Annotated in this window: 15 protein-coding genes and 1 pseudogene; all 16 read left to right on the top strand. The window is 69.0% G+C overall.

What is annotated here, in order from left to right; translation table 11 throughout:
• Nucleotides 1-12 precede the first annotated feature (12 nt).
• Entirely contained in the window at nucleotides 13-900 is an 888-nt protein-coding gene (locus QEG98_RS13095; RefSeq protein WP_316566954.1) for a hypothetical protein, read from the top strand.
• Nucleotides 897-2,108, top strand: a pseudogene (gspD, locus tag QEG98_RS13090) (type II secretion system secretin GspD); the annotation flags it as partial. The gene QEG98_RS13095 and the pseudogene gspD, both read left to right, overlap by 4 nt.
• A gap of 505 nt (nucleotides 2,109-2,613) precedes the next feature.
• Nucleotides 2,614-4,431, top strand: coding sequence for a type II secretion system ATPase GspE (gspE, locus tag QEG98_RS13085; protein ID WP_316566953.1), 1,818 nt, complete (start codon nucleotides 2,614-2,616; stop codon nucleotides 4,429-4,431).
• A 40-nt stretch (nucleotides 4,432-4,471) separates the two neighbouring features.
• Complete coding sequence (gene gspF, locus QEG98_RS13080) at nucleotides 4,472-5,728, top strand: type II secretion system inner membrane protein GspF (protein ID WP_140861854.1); 1,257 nt, start codon at nucleotides 4,472-4,474, stop codon at nucleotides 5,726-5,728.
• A gap of 11 nt (nucleotides 5,729-5,739) precedes the next feature.
• A complete protein-coding gene (locus tag QEG98_RS13075; protein WP_162295072.1) occupies nucleotides 5,740-5,895 on the top strand; it encodes a hypothetical protein in 156 nt (51 codons plus the stop codon).
• A gap of 61 nt (nucleotides 5,896-5,956) precedes the next feature.
• Nucleotides 5,957-6,382 carry a type II secretion system major pseudopilin GspG gene (gspG, locus tag QEG98_RS13070; protein WP_090489382.1) on the top strand — a complete coding sequence of 142 codons (426 nt, stop codon included), beginning with the start codon at nucleotides 5,957-5,959 and terminating at the stop codon, nucleotides 6,380-6,382.
• Between the two features lie 40 nt (nucleotides 6,383-6,422).
• Nucleotides 6,423-6,872, top strand: a complete 450-nt coding sequence (locus QEG98_RS13065; protein ID WP_194858311.1) for a type II secretion system protein GspG — start codon at nucleotides 6,423-6,425, stop codon at nucleotides 6,870-6,872.
• On the top strand, nucleotides 6,869-7,591 hold the full coding sequence (locus QEG98_RS13060; RefSeq protein ID WP_174256948.1) for a prepilin-type N-terminal cleavage/methylation domain-containing protein: 723 nt from the start codon (nucleotides 6,869-6,871) through the stop codon (nucleotides 7,589-7,591). Before QEG98_RS13065 ends, QEG98_RS13060 begins: the two co-directional genes overlap by 4 nt.
• A complete protein-coding gene (locus QEG98_RS13055) occupies nucleotides 7,588-8,457 on the top strand; it encodes a prepilin-type N-terminal cleavage/methylation domain-containing protein (RefSeq protein WP_316566952.1) in 870 nt (289 codons plus the stop codon). Before QEG98_RS13060 ends, QEG98_RS13055 begins: the two co-directional genes overlap by 4 nt.
• Nucleotides 8,457-9,128, top strand: coding sequence for a type II secretion system protein GspJ (locus tag QEG98_RS13050; RefSeq protein WP_090489931.1), 672 nt, complete (start codon nucleotides 8,457-8,459; stop codon nucleotides 9,126-9,128). The genes QEG98_RS13055 and QEG98_RS13050 overlap by 1 nt, the downstream gene beginning before the upstream one ends.
• A 3-nt stretch (nucleotides 9,129-9,131) precedes the next feature.
• A complete protein-coding gene (locus QEG98_RS13045; protein WP_316566951.1) occupies nucleotides 9,132-10,499 on the top strand; it encodes a type II secretion system protein GspK in 1,368 nt (455 codons plus the stop codon).
• A 1-nt stretch (nucleotide 10,500) separates the two neighbouring features.
• On the top strand, nucleotides 10,501-12,102 hold the full coding sequence (gene pilM / locus QEG98_RS13040; RefSeq protein ID WP_090489391.1) for a pilus assembly protein PilM: 1,602 nt from the start codon (nucleotides 10,501-10,503) through the stop codon (nucleotides 12,100-12,102).
• A 2-nt stretch (nucleotides 12,103-12,104) separates the two neighbouring features.
• Nucleotides 12,105-12,662 carry a type II secretion system protein GspM gene (gene gspM, locus QEG98_RS13035; protein WP_090489394.1) on the top strand — a complete coding sequence of 186 codons (558 nt, stop codon included), beginning with the start codon at nucleotides 12,105-12,107 and terminating at the stop codon, nucleotides 12,660-12,662.
• Nucleotides 12,663-12,665: 3 nt separating this feature from the next.
• Nucleotides 12,666-13,634: a type II secretion system protein GspN gene (gene gspN, locus QEG98_RS13030; RefSeq protein WP_316566950.1), complete on the top strand. Its 969-nt coding sequence runs from the start codon at nucleotides 12,666-12,668 to the stop codon at nucleotides 13,632-13,634.
• Nucleotides 13,635-13,732: 98 nt separating this feature from the next.
• A complete protein-coding gene (locus QEG98_RS13025; RefSeq protein ID WP_011552572.1) occupies nucleotides 13,733-15,373 on the top strand; it encodes a sigma-54-dependent Fis family transcriptional regulator in 1,641 nt (546 codons plus the stop codon).
• Between the two features lie 161 nt (nucleotides 15,374-15,534).
• A complete protein-coding gene (locus tag QEG98_RS13020) occupies nucleotides 15,535-16,038 on the top strand; it encodes an RNA polymerase sigma factor (RefSeq protein ID WP_011552571.1) in 504 nt (167 codons plus the stop codon).
• Nucleotides 16,039-16,050: the final 12 nt, after the last annotated feature.

Raw genomic sequence — 16,050 nt, 5'->3', positions numbered from 1 at the left:
GCCCGCTCCTCCATGAAGACGCTCCCGTCCTGGATGCTCTGCCTGTGCCTCGCGCTCGCTGTTCCCGCGCAGGCCCAGCGCCGCTCACCGCCCTCTGGTTCCGCCGGAGAGCGGACGATTTCCCCGCAAGGCACTGGCGCTACCGGCGCTGGTGACGCCAACGCGGGTCCCCGCCGCACGCCGACGTGCGAGGAGGCCCGCCGCAATGCCCGTTACGGCATCTACTTCGACAAGGTGGAGATCGAGAAGCTGGTCCAGACGGTCGCGGACGCCACCTGCCGCACCTTCATCCTGCCGGAGAACGTGCGCGGGAAGATCTCCATCATCGGCCCGGAGAATGGCCGGGTGGAGGTCAACGCGGACGCCTTCTACTCCGCCTTCCTCGCCTCGCTCGACGCCAACGGGCTCGCCGTCTACCAGTACGGCCGGTTCATGAAGATCGTCGACAAGCGCTCGGCGAAGCAGAACCCCATCCCGACCATCGTCGAGGACGGTGAGCCGTACACCACCAACGAGCAGATGGTGACCAAGCTGTTCCGCGTGCAGAACGTGGAAGTGGAGCCGCTGCGCGGCGTGCTCCAGCAACTGGTGTCCAAGGACGGCGACACGATTCCGTACCCGCCCGACACCATCATCATCAACGACGTGGGTTCCAACATCCACCGCCTGGAGCGCATCATCCACCAGCTGGACACGCGCGCCGCCAGCGACGAGATGCGCATCATCCAGGTGCAGTACGCCTCCGCACAGGACGTGGCCAACACGGTGCAGCGCCTCTTCGAGGCCAAGGGCGCCCGCCCCGGCCAGCCCGCCGCCGCCGGGCGCAATGTGCCCCCGCCGCGGCGCAGGCCACGCCCCAGGCCGGCCAGGGCCAGGAAGGCTCCACCGGCGGTCCGGTGACGCTGTCGCAGATCATCCCGGACGAGCGCACCAACAAGCTCATCATCGTCGCCAGCCCGGCGGCCTTCGAGCGCATCCAGGACATCGTCGGGCAGATTGACATCCCCACCAGCGGCGGCGGACGCATCAACGTCTACTACCTGGAGAACGCCAACGCGGAGGAGCTGGCCAGCACGCTCCAGTCGCTGGCCCAGGGCACCGGCAACGCGCCCCGCGGCCGCACCCCGGTGCCGGCACGTCCGCCGGGCGCCCCTGGCGGCCCCACCACGACGCAGGCGGCGGAGCTGTTCAGCGGCGAGGTGAAGATTTCGGCCGACAAGGGCAGCAACTCGCTGGTCATCGTCGCCAGCTCGGCGGACTACAAGAACATCGTCCAGGTCATCCAGCAGCTCGACAAGCCGCGCCGCCAGGTGTTCGTGGAGGCCGTCATCATGGAGGTCAACCTGGACCGCAACGCGCGGCTCGGCATGAACCTCCACAGCGGCTTCAGCCTGAGCACGGCGAGCGGCGATCAGGTGCCCGGCCTCATCGGCACCAACACCTCTGGCCAGGGCCTGCCGCCGTCCCTGTCGCTCACCAGCCTGGCGTCCTACGGCGGCTTCCTCGCCGGCATCCAGGGCCCTGTCATCCCCGCGCTGGAGAAGCTGGGCATCCCGGCCTTTGGCGTGGTGCTGCACGCCATGCAGCAGAGCTCGGATGTGAACGTGCTCTCCACGCCGCACATCCTCACCAGCGACAACGAGGAGGCGGAAATCACGGTGGGCCAGAACGTGCCCTTCCAGTCCGGCTTCAACCCGACCTCGCTGGGCTCGCTCGGGGCCGGCGTGGGCGCCGGCGGCGTCGCGGGAGGACTGGGCGGCGGCCTGCTGGGCGGCCTGGGTGGCCTGGGTTCGCTCTACGCCCCCATCACCCGTCAGAACGTGGAGTTGAAGCTGACGGTGAAGCCGCAGATCAACGAGAGCGACTACATCCGCCTGGTCATCAACCAGCAGACGGAGGAGATCGCCTCCACCGACCCGGTGCTCGGCCCCACCACGTCCCGCCGCAGCGCGAAGACGACGGTCATCGCGCGGGACCAGGAGACGCTGGTGATTGGCGGCATCATGCAGGACCGCACGCTGGAGAGCGTGTCCAAGGTGCCGCTGCTGGGTGACATCCCGCTGCTGGGCCACCTGTTCCGCGACACCACGCGCCGCAAGACGAAGACGAACCTGCTCCTCTTCCTGACGCCCTACATCATCCGGGGGCCAGAGGACTTCCGCGTCATCTTCGAGCGCAAGATGAAGGAGCGGCAGCAGTTCGTGGAGCAGTTCTACGGCCAGGTGCCCGGCTACGACGTGGCGGTGGACTTCAGCCGCAAGCCCGGTCCGCTGTCGCGCATGGGCCAGAAGGTGACACAGGAGGAGCAGCGCGCGGAGAACGGCGGTCCGGGCCTGTCCGGCGAGCGCGTCATCACCCCGGCCCCTCCCCGGCCAGCAGCCCGGGAGCCGTGCCCTCCACGCAGCGGCAGGCGCCCGCCTCCCCGGAGGATGAAGGTGGACCGGCGGTGCGGGAAGGCATGCCGCCTCCGGATGGTTCGGAAGAACCAGTGCCCGCGCCCGCCCCGCAGAACTTCGAGCAGCCCCCGCCCGAGGCCATCCAGGTCCCCGAGCCAGGAGACGCCGAACGCCTGCGCATCCAGCACATCGAGCCGGGGCCGAGGGAATAGACGCCATGAACCTGACCGCCGACCCCGCCCTCACCAGCGCCGCCACCGGCGGCACGGTTTCCCCGCGCAACGACGCCACGCAGCTCGTGGCGCACGGGCAGGCCTACCTGTGTGGCCGCCCGCTGGGGGAGATCCTGCGCGCCATCGTCCCCTCGCTCACCGAGGAGAAGCTCCAGGAGGCGCTCGCCATCCAGGACGAGAAGGGGCAGCGCATTGGCGAGGCCCTCGTGGGGATGAAGGCGGTCTCCGAGGAGGACGTGGCCAAGGCCCTGGGGCACCAGCTGGACCTGCCCTACCTGGCGCGCATCTTCGCCGAAGAGGTGGACGCGGAGCTCGTCAAGCGCATCCCCATCAACTTCGCCAAGCAGTCGCGCATCCTCCCGCTGTCCCTGGAGGGTGACACGGTGGCGGTGGCGGTGGCGGACCCGCTGGACACCGCCGCGCTGGACCACGTGCGCGTGCTGCTGGGCCAGAGCGTCAGCCAGCGCATCGCGCTGGGCTCCACCATCACCGACGCCATCAACAGCGTCTACGACCGCTCCGTCAACGAGACGGAACAGCTCGTGGACGAGATGGAAACGCAGGACCTGGACGCCATCGCCCACGAGCTGGACGAGCCCAAGGACCTGCTCGACGAGGACGACGAGGCGCCCGTCATCCGGCTGGTGAACTCCGTGCTGTTCCGCGCCGCCAAGGAGCGCGCCAGCGATATCCACATCGAGCCGATGGAGCGCGAGCTGCTGGTGCGCTTCCGCGTGGACGGTGTGCTGCAGGAGGTCATCAAGCCGCCCAAGCGCTACCAGAACGCCATCGTCAGCCGCGTGAAGGTCATGGGGCAGCTCAACATCGCGGAGAAGCGCCTGCCGCAGGACGGCCGCATCCGCATCAAGCTGGCCGGCCGCGACATCGACATCCGTCTGTCCACCATCCCCACGTCCTTCGGCGAGCGCATCGTCATGCGTCTGCTGGACAAGACGGCGACGCTGCTGGACCTGGCGGAAATCGGCATGAGCCAGAAGACGCTCGAGTCGATGGAAGCCGTCATCAAGCGCTCGCACGGCATCATCCTGGTGACGGGCCCCACGGGCTCCGGCAAGACGACGACGCTCTACGGCGCCCTGTCGAAAATCAATACGCCCGACCTCAACATCCTCACCGTCGAGGACCCGGTCGAATACCAGCTCAAGGGCATTGGCCAGATGGCCATCAGCCCGAAGATTGGGCTGACCTTCGCCCAGGGGCTGCGCTCCTTCCTCCGCCAGGACCCGGACGTCATCATGGTCGGCGAGATTCGCGACAAGGAGACGGCGGAGATCGCCATCCAGGCCTCGCTGACGGGCCACCTGGTGCTGTCCACCGTCCACACCAACGACGCCGCTGGCGCCGTGACGCGTCTGGTGGACATGGGCGTGGAGCCCTTCCTCGTGGCGTCCTCGCTCACCGGCATCCTGGCCCAGCGACTGGTGCGCCGCGTGTGCCCGGACTGCCGCGTGCCCTACGACCCCACCGACGCGGAGCTCAAGGAGCTGGGCCACACGGTGGCCTCCTTCAAGCAGCGCTACGGCGTGGACCGCATCTACAAGGCCGCCGGTTGCCCCTCCTGCAACCGCAACGGCTACCGTGGGCGAACCGGCATCTACGAGTTCCTCCCCGTGGATGACGACGTGCGCCAGCTCGTGCTGAAGAACGTGGATGCCTCCACCATCAAGCGGTCCGCCACGTCCAAGGGCATGACGACGCTGCTGGATGACGGCGCGCGGAAGATTGCCCTGGGCGAGACGACCATCGCCGAGGTGCTCAGCATCACCCAGGAGGACATGTAGCCGACAGCTCCTCCCTGGGAGGGGCCGGGGTTCCTGAACCATGCCGGTCTTCGAGTACAGAGGTCTCAATTCCGCGGGCAAGCAGATCAAGGGCCTGCTCGAGGCGGACTCCCCCAAGACGCTGCGGTCCAAGCTGCGCGCCGACGGCATCTTCCTCACGGATGTGCTGGCCCAGGCCGAAGGCAGCCGCGCCGCCGTGGCCAAGGGCACCAACGCGGCGCTGGTGGCGCGCGACATCGACCTGCGCAAGCTGGGCCGGGGCCGCGTCAACACCGACGACGTGGCCATCTTCACCCGGCAGCTCTCCACGCTGCTGGGTGCGGGCGTCACGCTGGTGGAGTCGCTCAGCGCGCTGGTGGACCAGGTGGAGAAGGAGCGCTTCAAGCGCGCCCTCTCCGACATCAAGCAGCGCGTCAATGAAGGCTCGTCCCTGGCGGAAGCCATGGGGCAGCACCCGAAAATCTTCCCCAGCATCTACGTGAACATGGTGCGCGCGGGTGAGGCCTCCGGCGCGCTGGACGCGGTGCTCACGCGCCTGGCGGACTTCACGGAGAACCAGGCCCGGCTGCAGCAGAAGATTCTCAGCACCATGCTCTACCCCGCCATCATGATGGTGGTGGGCGGCGGCATCCTCGTGGCCCTCATGGTCTTCGTGGTGCCGAAGGTGACGAAAATCTTCGAGACGATGAAGGCCACGCTGCCCCTGAGCACGCGCTTCCTCATCGCCTCCAGCAACTTCTTCCAGAGCTGGTGGTTCATCCTGCTGCCAGCCATGGCGCTGGGCGTGGTCCTCTTCATGCGCTGGACGAAGAGCCCCTCGGGAAAGCCCAAGTGGGACCGCTTCACGCTCAAGGCCCCCGTGGTGGGCAACCTGGTGCGCCTGCTGTCCATCTCCCGCTTCGCCCGCACGCTGTCCACGCTGCTCAAGAGCGGCGTCCCGCTGCTGGCGGCCATGGACATCGTCAAGGCCATCATGACCAACACCGTCCTGGCGGAGGTCGTCGAGAAGGCCCGCGACTCCATCCGCGAGGGCGAGAGCATCGCCAACCCGCTGAAGCGCTCCGGGGAATTCCCTCCGCTGGTGTACCACATGGTCGCCATCGGTGAGCGCTCCGGCCAGCTGGAGGAGATGCTCACCAGCGTGGCGGACAACTACGAGACGCAGGTGAACGTGCGCATCAGCGCCCTCACCTCGCTGCTGGAGCCCCTCCTCATCGTGGTGATGGGCGCGGTGATTGCATTCGTCGCGCTCTCCATCCTGATGCCGATTCTGCAGGTGAACTCGGCCATCCGGTGAGGTGTGGCGGAATGATGAACGACATGGCGGACCGTTGGATTCAACGCGTCACCCTGGCGGCAATGGTCGCCATGGCGGCGGCGCTGCTGACCGTGGGGGCCCGGTTGTACGGTCCCCAGCAACCGCGCCCGCCCGCCGGGGCGGCGGACAGCGTCCGGACGCCCTGACAAGAAGACACGACGACACGAGGGTGGCCTGCCAGAAAGTCACCCGGGATGGAGAGCACACATGCGCCAGAGCCAGAAGCAGCAGAGGAAGCAGCGCCGCAACCGCGGCATGACGCTCATCGAAATCATGGTGGTCATCACCATCCTCGGTCTCATCGCCGCGGCGGTGGGCGTGGCCGTCATCCCGCAGTTGGAGGCCGCGCGCAGGGATCGCGCCGCGCTGGACATCAAGAACATCCAGGGCGCGATGAAGCTCTACTACACGAAGAAGGGGAAGTACCCGGACACGGCCTCCGGCCTGCAAGCGCTGGTGGAGGCGCAGGCGCTCGAGCAGATGCCCAAGGACCCCTGGAACAACGACTACGTCTACATCAACGAGGGCGGAAAGCCGGTCATCATCTCCTATGGCGCGGACGGCGCCTCGGGCGGTGAGGGCAACGACGCGGACATCTCCTCCGCGGACGCGGCGGCTTCCGCCAAGAAGTGACGAACAAGTCGCGCGCGACACACGTTGACAGGGCTTGGGCATGAAAGAGCACGACGCCATTCCATCCCCGACGCCCTCGCACGAGGGGCCGGACCGCCGCCGGAGGCTGGGGCGGTTCCTCCTCGCGTTCGTCTTCGTGGCCGCCACGGGGCTCGCCTTCACGCTGGTCTACGTGACGGAGGACCGGACGCTGGACGCCAACCAGCGCCGGGCGCGCACGGACATCCGCCAGTTGGAGGGCATGTTCAAGTCCCACCACCGGCTGATGGGCCGCTTCCCCTCCCAGGCAGAGGGCTTCACGCCGCTCATCCAGGCCCGGCTCCTGGACCGCGTGCCGGAGGACCCCTGGGGCCACCCGTACGTGTACTGGATGGACGGCTCCACGGGCGCCGTCGTCTCCTATGGCGCGGACGGCAAGCCGGGCGGCACGGGGCCTGACGCGGACCTGAGCAGCGGCGGTGTGCTGGCCGCCGGTTGGGCGGATCCATGACGAAGCGGAGCCACCGCGCCCAGCGCGGCCTGACGCTCATCGAAATCTCCATCGCCATCATCATCGTCGCGATGCTGTTCTCCGCGGCGGTGATGGGCATCGGCTCCATCACCGGCGCCAAGGCCAAGGGCAGCGCGGGCGAGCTGGCGGGCCTCATCCGCTCGCTCTACGACTCGGCGGCGCTGCGCGGGCAGACGTGCCGGCTGGTCTTCGAGATTCCCGACCCCAAGAGCGAGCAGGCCACGCGCTATCACGCCGAATGCGCGGAGGGCGCCGTCACCACCGCGAGAGACCGCGACGAGACGCTGCGCGCGGAGAACAGCGAGCGCGAGCGCGCCGCGCGCAACCGCGGCAGCGGCAGCGGCCGTGACGAGCGGCGCAACTACCTGTCCGGCGGCAGCGGGACGAACGCCCCCAGCGCGCAGGAGCTGCTGGAGGGAGAGAAGCTGCGCGTGGAGAACGCGGCCCGCTTCTCCTCCTACACGTCCGAGGAGGTCCCCGCGCGCGAGCTGCCGGCGGACGTCAAGGTCTCCGTGTGGACGCGCAACCAGCGTCAGCCGGTGGAGAACGGCGTGGCGTACCTCTACTTCTTCCCGCAGGGCTACACGGAGAAGGCCTACGTCTACGTGCAGCAGGGAGACAACGTCTGGACGTTGGACGTGTCGCCGCTCACCGGCAAGGTGCAGATTGTCGCCGAGGCGCTGGAGGTGCCGCGATGAAGCGCGCCCAGGGTTTCACGCTGCTGGAAGTGGTGGTGGCGCTCGCCATCCTCGGGCTGGCGCTGATGGCCATCTTCGACCTCAACGCGGGCGCGGTGTCCAACCACGTCTACACCAAGCGCCTCACCGTGGCGTCGCTGCTGGCCCGGTCGAAGATGACGGACCTGGAGCAGGACCTCTACGACGACGGCTTCAGCCTGGACGACCAGGAGGAGTCCGGGGACTTCTCCGATGAAGGCTGGAACCAGTTCAAGTGGCGCGCGCGCATCATCGCGCCCAAGACGGACGGCGTGACGCCGGACCAGCTCATTGGCGCCATCTTCAACCTGCCCATTGGCGACAACGCCAGCGGTGATGACCCGCTGTCCGGGCTGGCGGGCCTCTTCGGAGGCGGCGCGGGCGGCAAGGACGGCGCGTCCTCCGGCGGCCCCCAGGCAGCGGGCCTGGGCGGCATGGGCGGCGCGGCCATGGGCATGGCCCAGCCCATGTTCACGCAGATGGTGGAGCAAATCACCCAGACGGTCCGCGAGGTGCACCTCACCGTCTACTGGCAGGAAGGCACGCAGGTGGAGAGCATCGACCTGGTGACCCACGTCGTGTCGCTCGGGCCGGGCTCGGACCGCAACGGCGGCGCCGCCGCGGCCCAGGGCGGAGGCTCCGACAACCAGTGGGTGACGCAGGACGGGCGGCCCGTGGCCAACCCCATCCCCGGCCCCAACGGCGTCATGTTGGATCCGACGACGCGCCAGCCCCTGCGCCGCAGTTCCGAAGCGCAGCAGGACCTGGGCGGCCGCCGGGGGAACATGGGCGGCGGCACCCTGATGGGCAACCCGAGGCTTCCGGGCGGCTTCCGAGGGGCTCAATGATGCGGCGTCACACGCGAGGCTTCACGCTGATGGAGGTCATGGTGGCCGTCGCCATCACCGCCCTCATGGGCACGGTGGTGGCCATGGCCTTCCAGACGGGCCTGACAGCCAAGGAGACGGTGGAGGTGGACGCGGACCGCTACCGGCAGGTCCGCGTGGCAATGAACCGCATGGCGCGTGAGATTGGCTCCGCCTACGTCAGCGACCGCTACGACTCCACCCGCTTCCGGGACCAGAACGACCGGCCCAGCAACTTCGTGGGGGAGCGCGGCAAGCTGCTGTTCACCACCTTCTCGCACCAGCGCCTCTACACGGACGTGAAGGAGTCCGACCAGGCCATCGTCGAGTACTTCGTGGAGGCGTCGGAGGACCGGGAGGCCCGCGGCCGGCAGGACCTCAAGCGGCGCGTCAACGCGAACATCGACGAGCGCATGGAGCAGGGCGGCCACGTGGACGTGCTCTTCGAAGGCGTGAAGGAGCTGGAGTTCGCCTACTGGGATTCGGAGAAGAAGGAGTGGGATGACGAGTGGGACACGCGGCGGACCGAGCGCAAGTCCATCCTGCCCACCCGGGTGCGCGTGACGCTGACGGCGGTGGACGAAACGGGCAAGGAGGCCCGTTACGTCACCCAGGCCCGAATCATGCTCAACACGGAGCTGCCGAGGTACTGAGCCATGCCCCTGCCCTTCTTCCAGCAGACGCCCCGGCGGCGACGCAAGCCCCAGCCCCGCCCGGCGCGGCGGGAGCGGCGCTCGCGCGGCGTGGCGCTCATCATCGCCATTGTCTCCATCGCCATCCTGACGGTGATTGCCACCGACTTCGCCTACAACAGCCGGGTGGACCTGCAGCTGGCGGCCAACCAGCGGGACGAAGTGCGCGCCTACTACATGGCGCGCTCAGGCATCGCGCTGTCCCGGCTGCTGCTGCGCTTCCAGAAGCAGGTGGACCAGACGCCCATCCCCAACCCGGCGGCCATCCTGGGGCAGCTGGGCATCGGCGGCACGCCGCAGGCCGGGCAGGTGCAGCCCTCCTCGCTCAACATCCAGCTCTTCAAGATGGCGCGCGTGGACTGTCACATGCTCCGCGGGCTGGTGAAGAGCGACGGCGCGGGTGGAGAGGTCTCCGCGCTGGAGCCCAAGCAGGACGACAACTTCAAGCTGGATGACGAGGACACGGACCCGGCGGCGCGCGAGGTCGCCTCGCAGATGACCATGCGTTCCTTCGGCGGCTTCGAAGGCTGCTTCCTGGCCACCATCACCGACGAGGAAGAGAAGCTCAACGTGCACCGCCTCATCGCGGGCGCGGGTGACGCGCGGCCCACGGCGCTGCGGCTCATGGACATGATGGCGGACCCGCGCTTCGAGTTCCTCTGGGAGCGGGACGACGCCAACAAGGTGCGCAGCACGCCCCAGGACGTCCTCCTGGCCCTCAAGGACTGGGCGGACGACGACCGGACGGGCTCGGCGTTCAACCCGGTGGACCCGGTGAATCCGCTGCCGGGTGGGTTCTCGGATGAAGGCGCGGCCTACAGCCGTTATGAACCCGGCTATCAGCCCAAGAACGCGCGCTTCGACAGCGTGGACGAGCTGTACCGGGTCCACGGCGTCAACGACCAGTTCATGGCGGCGTTCCGGGACCGCCTCACCGTCTATCCGGACATCAACCGCCGGCCCAACATCAACACCGACGACCCGGTGATGATGGGGCTGGCCATCATGTCGGTGGCGGACCAGACGCGGCCGGACCCGCGCCTGAGGGACCCGGTGTTCCTCAACGAGCTCATCGAACGCGTGCGCGCCGCGCGCATGTTCAGCTTCTTCGGGATGTCCGTGCAGGACTTCGTCGCGGTGGTGGAAGCCGCGGGCATCCTGGTCGACCCGGCCGTGAAGTCCAACGTCGCGGGCAACCGGCTCGTGGGCGACAAGAGTCAGACCTTCACCATCAAATCTGTGGGAGAAGCGGGCAGCGTGCAGAAGACGCTGACCGCCGTCATCCGGCTCGACGACACTCTGGGCCGGCTCCTGTACTGGAGAGAGGAATAGCATGGCCCGTATCCTTGGCCTGGACCTCGGCAGTCACGCCGTGAAGGGCGTGGTGCTGGAGGCGAAGACGAAGACGCACACCACCCATGGGTTCGCCGAGGTCCGGCGTGCCCAGGAGGGCGAGCGTGCCGACACGCTGCGAGCCGCGGTGCAGGAGCTGCTGGGCCAGCTCCCGCCGGGCAACGTGGACCAGATTGTCATCGCCCTGCCCGGCCCCGCGCTCACCACGCACGCGCTGAGCCTGCCCTTCTCCGACGCCAGGCGCATCGAGGCGACGCTGCCCTTCGAGGTCGGCAGCCAGCTGCCCTTCGACATCTCCGACGTCGTCTACGACTACCAGGTCGTGGGCCTGAAGGACGGCGAAGGCAAGGAGAAGGCCAGCGACCTGCTGGTGGGCGTGGTGCGCAAGGAAGAGCTGGCGGAGCTGCTGGCGCTGCTGTCCGAGCTGAAGGTGGACCCGCGCATCGTCACGCACCCGGGCCTGACCTACCAGAACCTGTTCCAGCAGCACCCGGGCCTCTTCCAGGGCACGGGTGAAGGCGGCGCGGTGGCGGTGGTGGACATCGGCCATGAGCGCACCTCCGTGTCGGTGGGCAAGCCCGGTGAGGGCGTCCAGTTCGCGCGCACCTTCTCCGGCGGCGGCAAGGACTTGAGCAAGGCGCTGGCGACGGAGTTCCAGACGTCGCTGGCGGAGGCGCACCACTGGAAGGAGCAGCACGGCGCGGTGGCCAGCGCGGCCCAGGGCCCGGACGCGGAGCGCGCGGCGGCGGCCTTCGTGCGCGGCCTGCAGCCGATGCTGCGCGAGCTGCGCCCCACCCTCAAGGCCTTCACGGCCCGCACCCGTCAGCAGGTGGGCGCGGTGGTGCTGTGCGGCGGCACCGCGAAGCTGCCGGGCATCGCCGAGCAGCTCTCCCGGGACTTGAATCTGCCGGTGCGGGTGCTGGCGCTGCCCGCGGACGCGAAGGCGATTCCCGCGGCGGAGCAGCCCGTGGCGGCCCAGGCCTATTCGCTGTCCCTGCGCGGCAACGCGGCGGGCGTGCGCGCGCCGCGCTTCAACCTGCGCCGGGGCGAGTTCGCCTTCAAGGGCGACTTCGACTACATGAAGGACAAGCTGGGGCTGCTGGCGTCCTTCGCGGCCACGCTCATCCTGCTGCTCATCGCGTTCGGGGTGGTGCGCAACTCCGTGCTGGCGCGGCGCGAGGCACAGGTGGACGCCGTGCTGTGCGACACCACCCAGCGAATCCTGGGCCGGTGCGAGAAGGACTACAACCGCGCGCTCAACATGCTCGCGGGTGTGGAGAGCCCGGCGGCGGCGCTGCCCCGGCTGACGGCGGTCAACCTCCTGGCGGAGGTGACGGGGCGCGTTCCGGACGACATGCCGGTGAAGTTCACCCGCATCCAGATCGACCTGAGCCGCGTCATCCTCGAGGGTGAGACGGACTCCTCGAAGCAGATCGACACGCTGTCCAACGCCATCAAGAACCACGACTGCTTCAAGGACGTCCGGCAGGGCAAGGTGGAGAAGACGCGGGACGGCAGCAAGATGTCCTTCCGCCTGGACGTGCAGGTGCAATGCCCTGGTGAGCAGGGAGGAGAGAGCTGACCATGGCCAAGCTTCAGGAAGTCTTCGCCCCCATCCAGACGTGGTTCGAGCGGCTCAGCGACCGCGAGCGCCGCATGGTGTCCATCGCCGGCGCGGCGGTGCTGGTGTTCATCCTGTTCGCCGTGGTGATGACGTTCACCAACAGCGCGTCCGGGTACCGCAAGCGCACCGAGGAGAAGCTGGCCAAGCTGCAGGAAGTGAACACGCTGGCCGCCAGCTTCCGCGAGGCGCAGGCCAACCGTCAGTCCGTGGAGCAGCAGCTCACGTCCAGCAACGTGCAGCTCATCAGCTACATCGAGGACAAGGCGACGCTGGCCGGCCTCCAGGTGCCCAACATGACGCCCAAGGGCGAGGTGGGCATCGGCGACGGGAAAATCGTGGAGAGCGCCGTGGAGCTGACCTTCACGGACGTGGACCTGCGCAAGCTGACCGACTTCCTGCAGACGGTGGAGAGCGGCCCGGGCGTGGTGAAGGTGAAGCTGTTGCGCATCGAGCCGCGTCCCGCGTCGGACACGCTGACGGCGTGGACCACTGTCGCCACCTACCGGATGAAGCCCTGACCCATGTCCACTGACTCCAAAGCCGCCCGCTGGAAGATTCTCCTCGGCTACGCCGCGTTCGCGGTGGTGGCCTTCGTCGTGGGCCTGCTCGTCACCTTCCCGTACGACGCCATCCGCAAGCGGCTGGTCAGCGAAGCGGCCCAGGCGGGGCTCGCGGTGCGCATCGGTTCGCTGCGGCCGGGCCTGGCGGGCATCACCGCCACCAACGTGCGCGTGAGCAAGCCGCCCCAGCCGCTGAGCGCGGACACGGTGGCGGCCCTCGCGCGGGGCGAAGGCATGCTGGGCGCCGCGGAGCTGGGCGAGCCACTGGTGCTGGACAGCGTGGCGCTGCGCCCCGCCCTCTTCCCGCCGGGCATCGCGATGCGCGCCAGCGTCATGGGCGGCACGCTGAGCGCCTCCGTGGGCCTGCTGGGCGACACGCGCGTGAAGGTGACGGCGGAGGGGCTCCAGGCCTCCGGCGGCAACCTGCCGGCCTTCACCGGCATGGACCTGGACGGCGAGCTGAACGCAGCCCTGTCGCTGACGCTGCCCAAGAGCGGCGCGCAACCGGACCTGTCCCAGGCCAACGGCGAGCTGACGCTGGACACCCGGAACATGGTCATCAAGAGCGGCAAGGTGGCCATCCCCATGGGAGGCGGCACGGCGGTGCCCATGGACCTGCCGCAAATCGACCTGGGCGCCCTCACCGGGCGCATCCAGTTCGTCAAGGGGCTGGGCACGGTGGAGTCGCTGCGCCTGAAGAGCAACGAATTGGAGGCGGTGGCCACCGGCACGCTGAAGCTCGGCAAGCGGCTGGAGTACAGCGAGCCCGGCATGGATGTGAACATCAAGCTGGACCCGGAGTTCCAGAAGCGGCTGGGTCTGGTGGGCGCGGGCGTCACCATCCTCCCGCCGGACAAGACGGACCCCAGCTTCCGCGCCGCCCGGCTCGGCGGCTTCCTCAACCGGCCGACGTTCCTCCCGCGGCGCTGAGCGCCTGCTCCCCGCGCCCGCCGCAGGGCGCGGGGTTGAAAGCCGAACACCAGGGCGTGTAAAGCGCTCTCAGGTGCTGGACTGCTGAGAGGGCTGGGATGCCGGAGCTGGTGTTCTTTCGTCGTGGCGAGGAGGTGTTGCGGGTGGGGGTGGACCGGGCACGGCTGGTGCTCGGGCGCGGCGAGCAGAGCGACGTCGCCATCCCGGACCCCGAGGTGAGCCGCCTCCAGGTCGCCCTGCTGTGGGACGGCGAGCGCTGCCGGGTGGAGGATTTGTCCGGCAAGGGCACCACCGTCGCCGGCCAGTCCATCACCCACGGCGAGCTGCCAGACGGCGCGGACCTGGCGCTGGGCCAATGGCGCGCGGTGTTCCGCATCAGCGGCGGCAGCGAAGGCGCGGACGTCACCACCGAGGTGGGCCACACGACGTCCGTTCAGTCCCGCGACACGCAGGCCCCGCGCTGGCAGCCCGCGCAGGTGCGGGTGAAGCAGGGCCTCAACGAGTCCGTGCACCGCTTCACGGGTGAGGGCTTCACCGCGGGCAAGGACGCCGGCTGCGACCTGGTGCTCCAGGACCGCTTCGCCTCCAGCCGGCACCTGAAGGTGACCCGGCGCGACAACACCTTCCACGTCGTGGACCTGCGCTCCACCAACGGGACGTGGATGGGCCCGGTGCGCGTCTTCGAGGCGGAAGTCCCGCTGCCCACCGTGCTGCGCGTGGGTGAGACGGAGCTGGTGCTGGAGCCCGCCGCGCCCACCACGCGCAAGGAGCCCACGTCCTTCCACGGCATCATCGGCGGCGACCCGTCGGTACGGCAGCTCTCGGAGTTGATTGAGCGGGTGGCCCCGTCCTCCGCGGCGGTGACGATTCTGGGCGAGTCCGGCACCGGCAAGGAGCTGGTGGCCCGCGCCATCCACGCCTGCTCGCAGCGGGCGAACCGGCCGCTGGTGCCCGTCAACTGCGCGGCCATTTCCAAGGAGCTCATCGAGAGCGAGCTCTTCGGCCATGAGAAGGGGTCCTTCACCGGCGCCATGGGCGCGCGCAAGGGCGCCTTCGAGGAGGCCGACGGAGGCACCCTCTTCCTGGACGAGATTGGCGAGCTGCCGCTCGACTTGCAGGCGAAGCTGCTGCGCGCGCTGGAAGGCGGCGAAATCAAGCGCGTGGGCGCCAGCCGCCCGCAGACGGTGGACGTGCGCGTGGTGGCGGCCACCAACAGGGACTTGCTGGCGGCGGCGCGCGAGGGCCGCTTCCGCGAGGACCTGTACTACCGGCTCTGTGTCATCCCCCTGCACCTGCCGCCGCTGCGCAGCCGCAAGGCGGACCTGGGCTCGCTGGCCGAGCACTTCGTGCGCACCTACGCCCCGCGTGGCCAGTCCGTGCGCTTCACGCCCGCGGCCCTGGAGCGGCTCCAGCACCACGCGTGGCCGGGCAACATCCGCGAGCTGCGCAACGTGGTGCACCGCGCGCTGCTGCTGCGCAAGGGGCCCCTCATCGACGCGGGGGACATCTCCTTCGACCAGGAGCTGAACCGCGAGACGGGCATCGCCGTGCCGGAGCTGCCGCCGGGGATGACGCTGGAGCAGATGCTGGAGAAGCTGGAGCGTCAAATCGTCGAGGCGGCGCTGCGGCGGTACAACAACAACCGCGAGCGCGTGGCCCGCGAGCTGGGCGTGGCCCGCTCCACCCTCTTCAAGCGGCTGAAGGACTGGGGCCTCACGAAGCAGGACGAGCAGGAGTAGAGGACGCCTTCCAGGGAGGTGGGGGTGTCAGCGGATGGACGCCCCCGCCCCGGGAAATTGTGGCCCACGGTGCATGGCCCTGAAGGGCGATAGACCCTTCTGGCGGCTCATTCGTTCCATGTCCTGTACGTCCACCCCGGCGTGTCAGGAGAGCACCCGTCATGCACGCATGCGCGCTTCCGCCGCTGTCCGAGTTGTATACCGAGCACCGCCCTCGCGCGTTGGCCATTGCCCGACGCATCGTCGGTGATACCGCCGACGCTGAAGACGTGGTGCAGGACGTCTTCGCCCGGCTCGCCCGCCGCGCCCCCGGCTACGGTGGCCGCGCGGCGTGGAGCACCTGGCTGCACCGGGTCATGGTGAACAGCAGCATCAACTGGCTGCGGGCGCGCAAGCGCCGAGACCGGCTGAGCCACGACGTCCAGGAGCCCCTGTCCCCTGAAGCCCTCGCCGTGGGCGCGGAGATGGAGCGCCACTTCGGTGAGGCGATGGAGGACATCAACGAGCAACAGCGCCAGGTGCTCTACCTGCGCGAGGTGCGCGGCCTGAGCTACCCGGAAATCGCCCGGCTGCTGCGCATCCCCGAAGGCACGGTGAAGAGCACGCTCCACCGCGCCCGCCAGCGCACGCTCTCCCTGATGGAAGAGCGCGGCCAGCAGCCCTGAGGGCCCGGGACG

This window comes from Myxococcus sp. MxC21-1, assembly GCF_032612255.1.
GTDB classification, from domain to species: domain Bacteria; phylum Myxococcota; class Myxococcia; order Myxococcales; family Myxococcaceae; genus Myxococcus; species Myxococcus virescens.
Note: the sequence above shows the minus strand (reverse complement) of the source record. Positions and strands in the feature narration are given on the sequence as shown.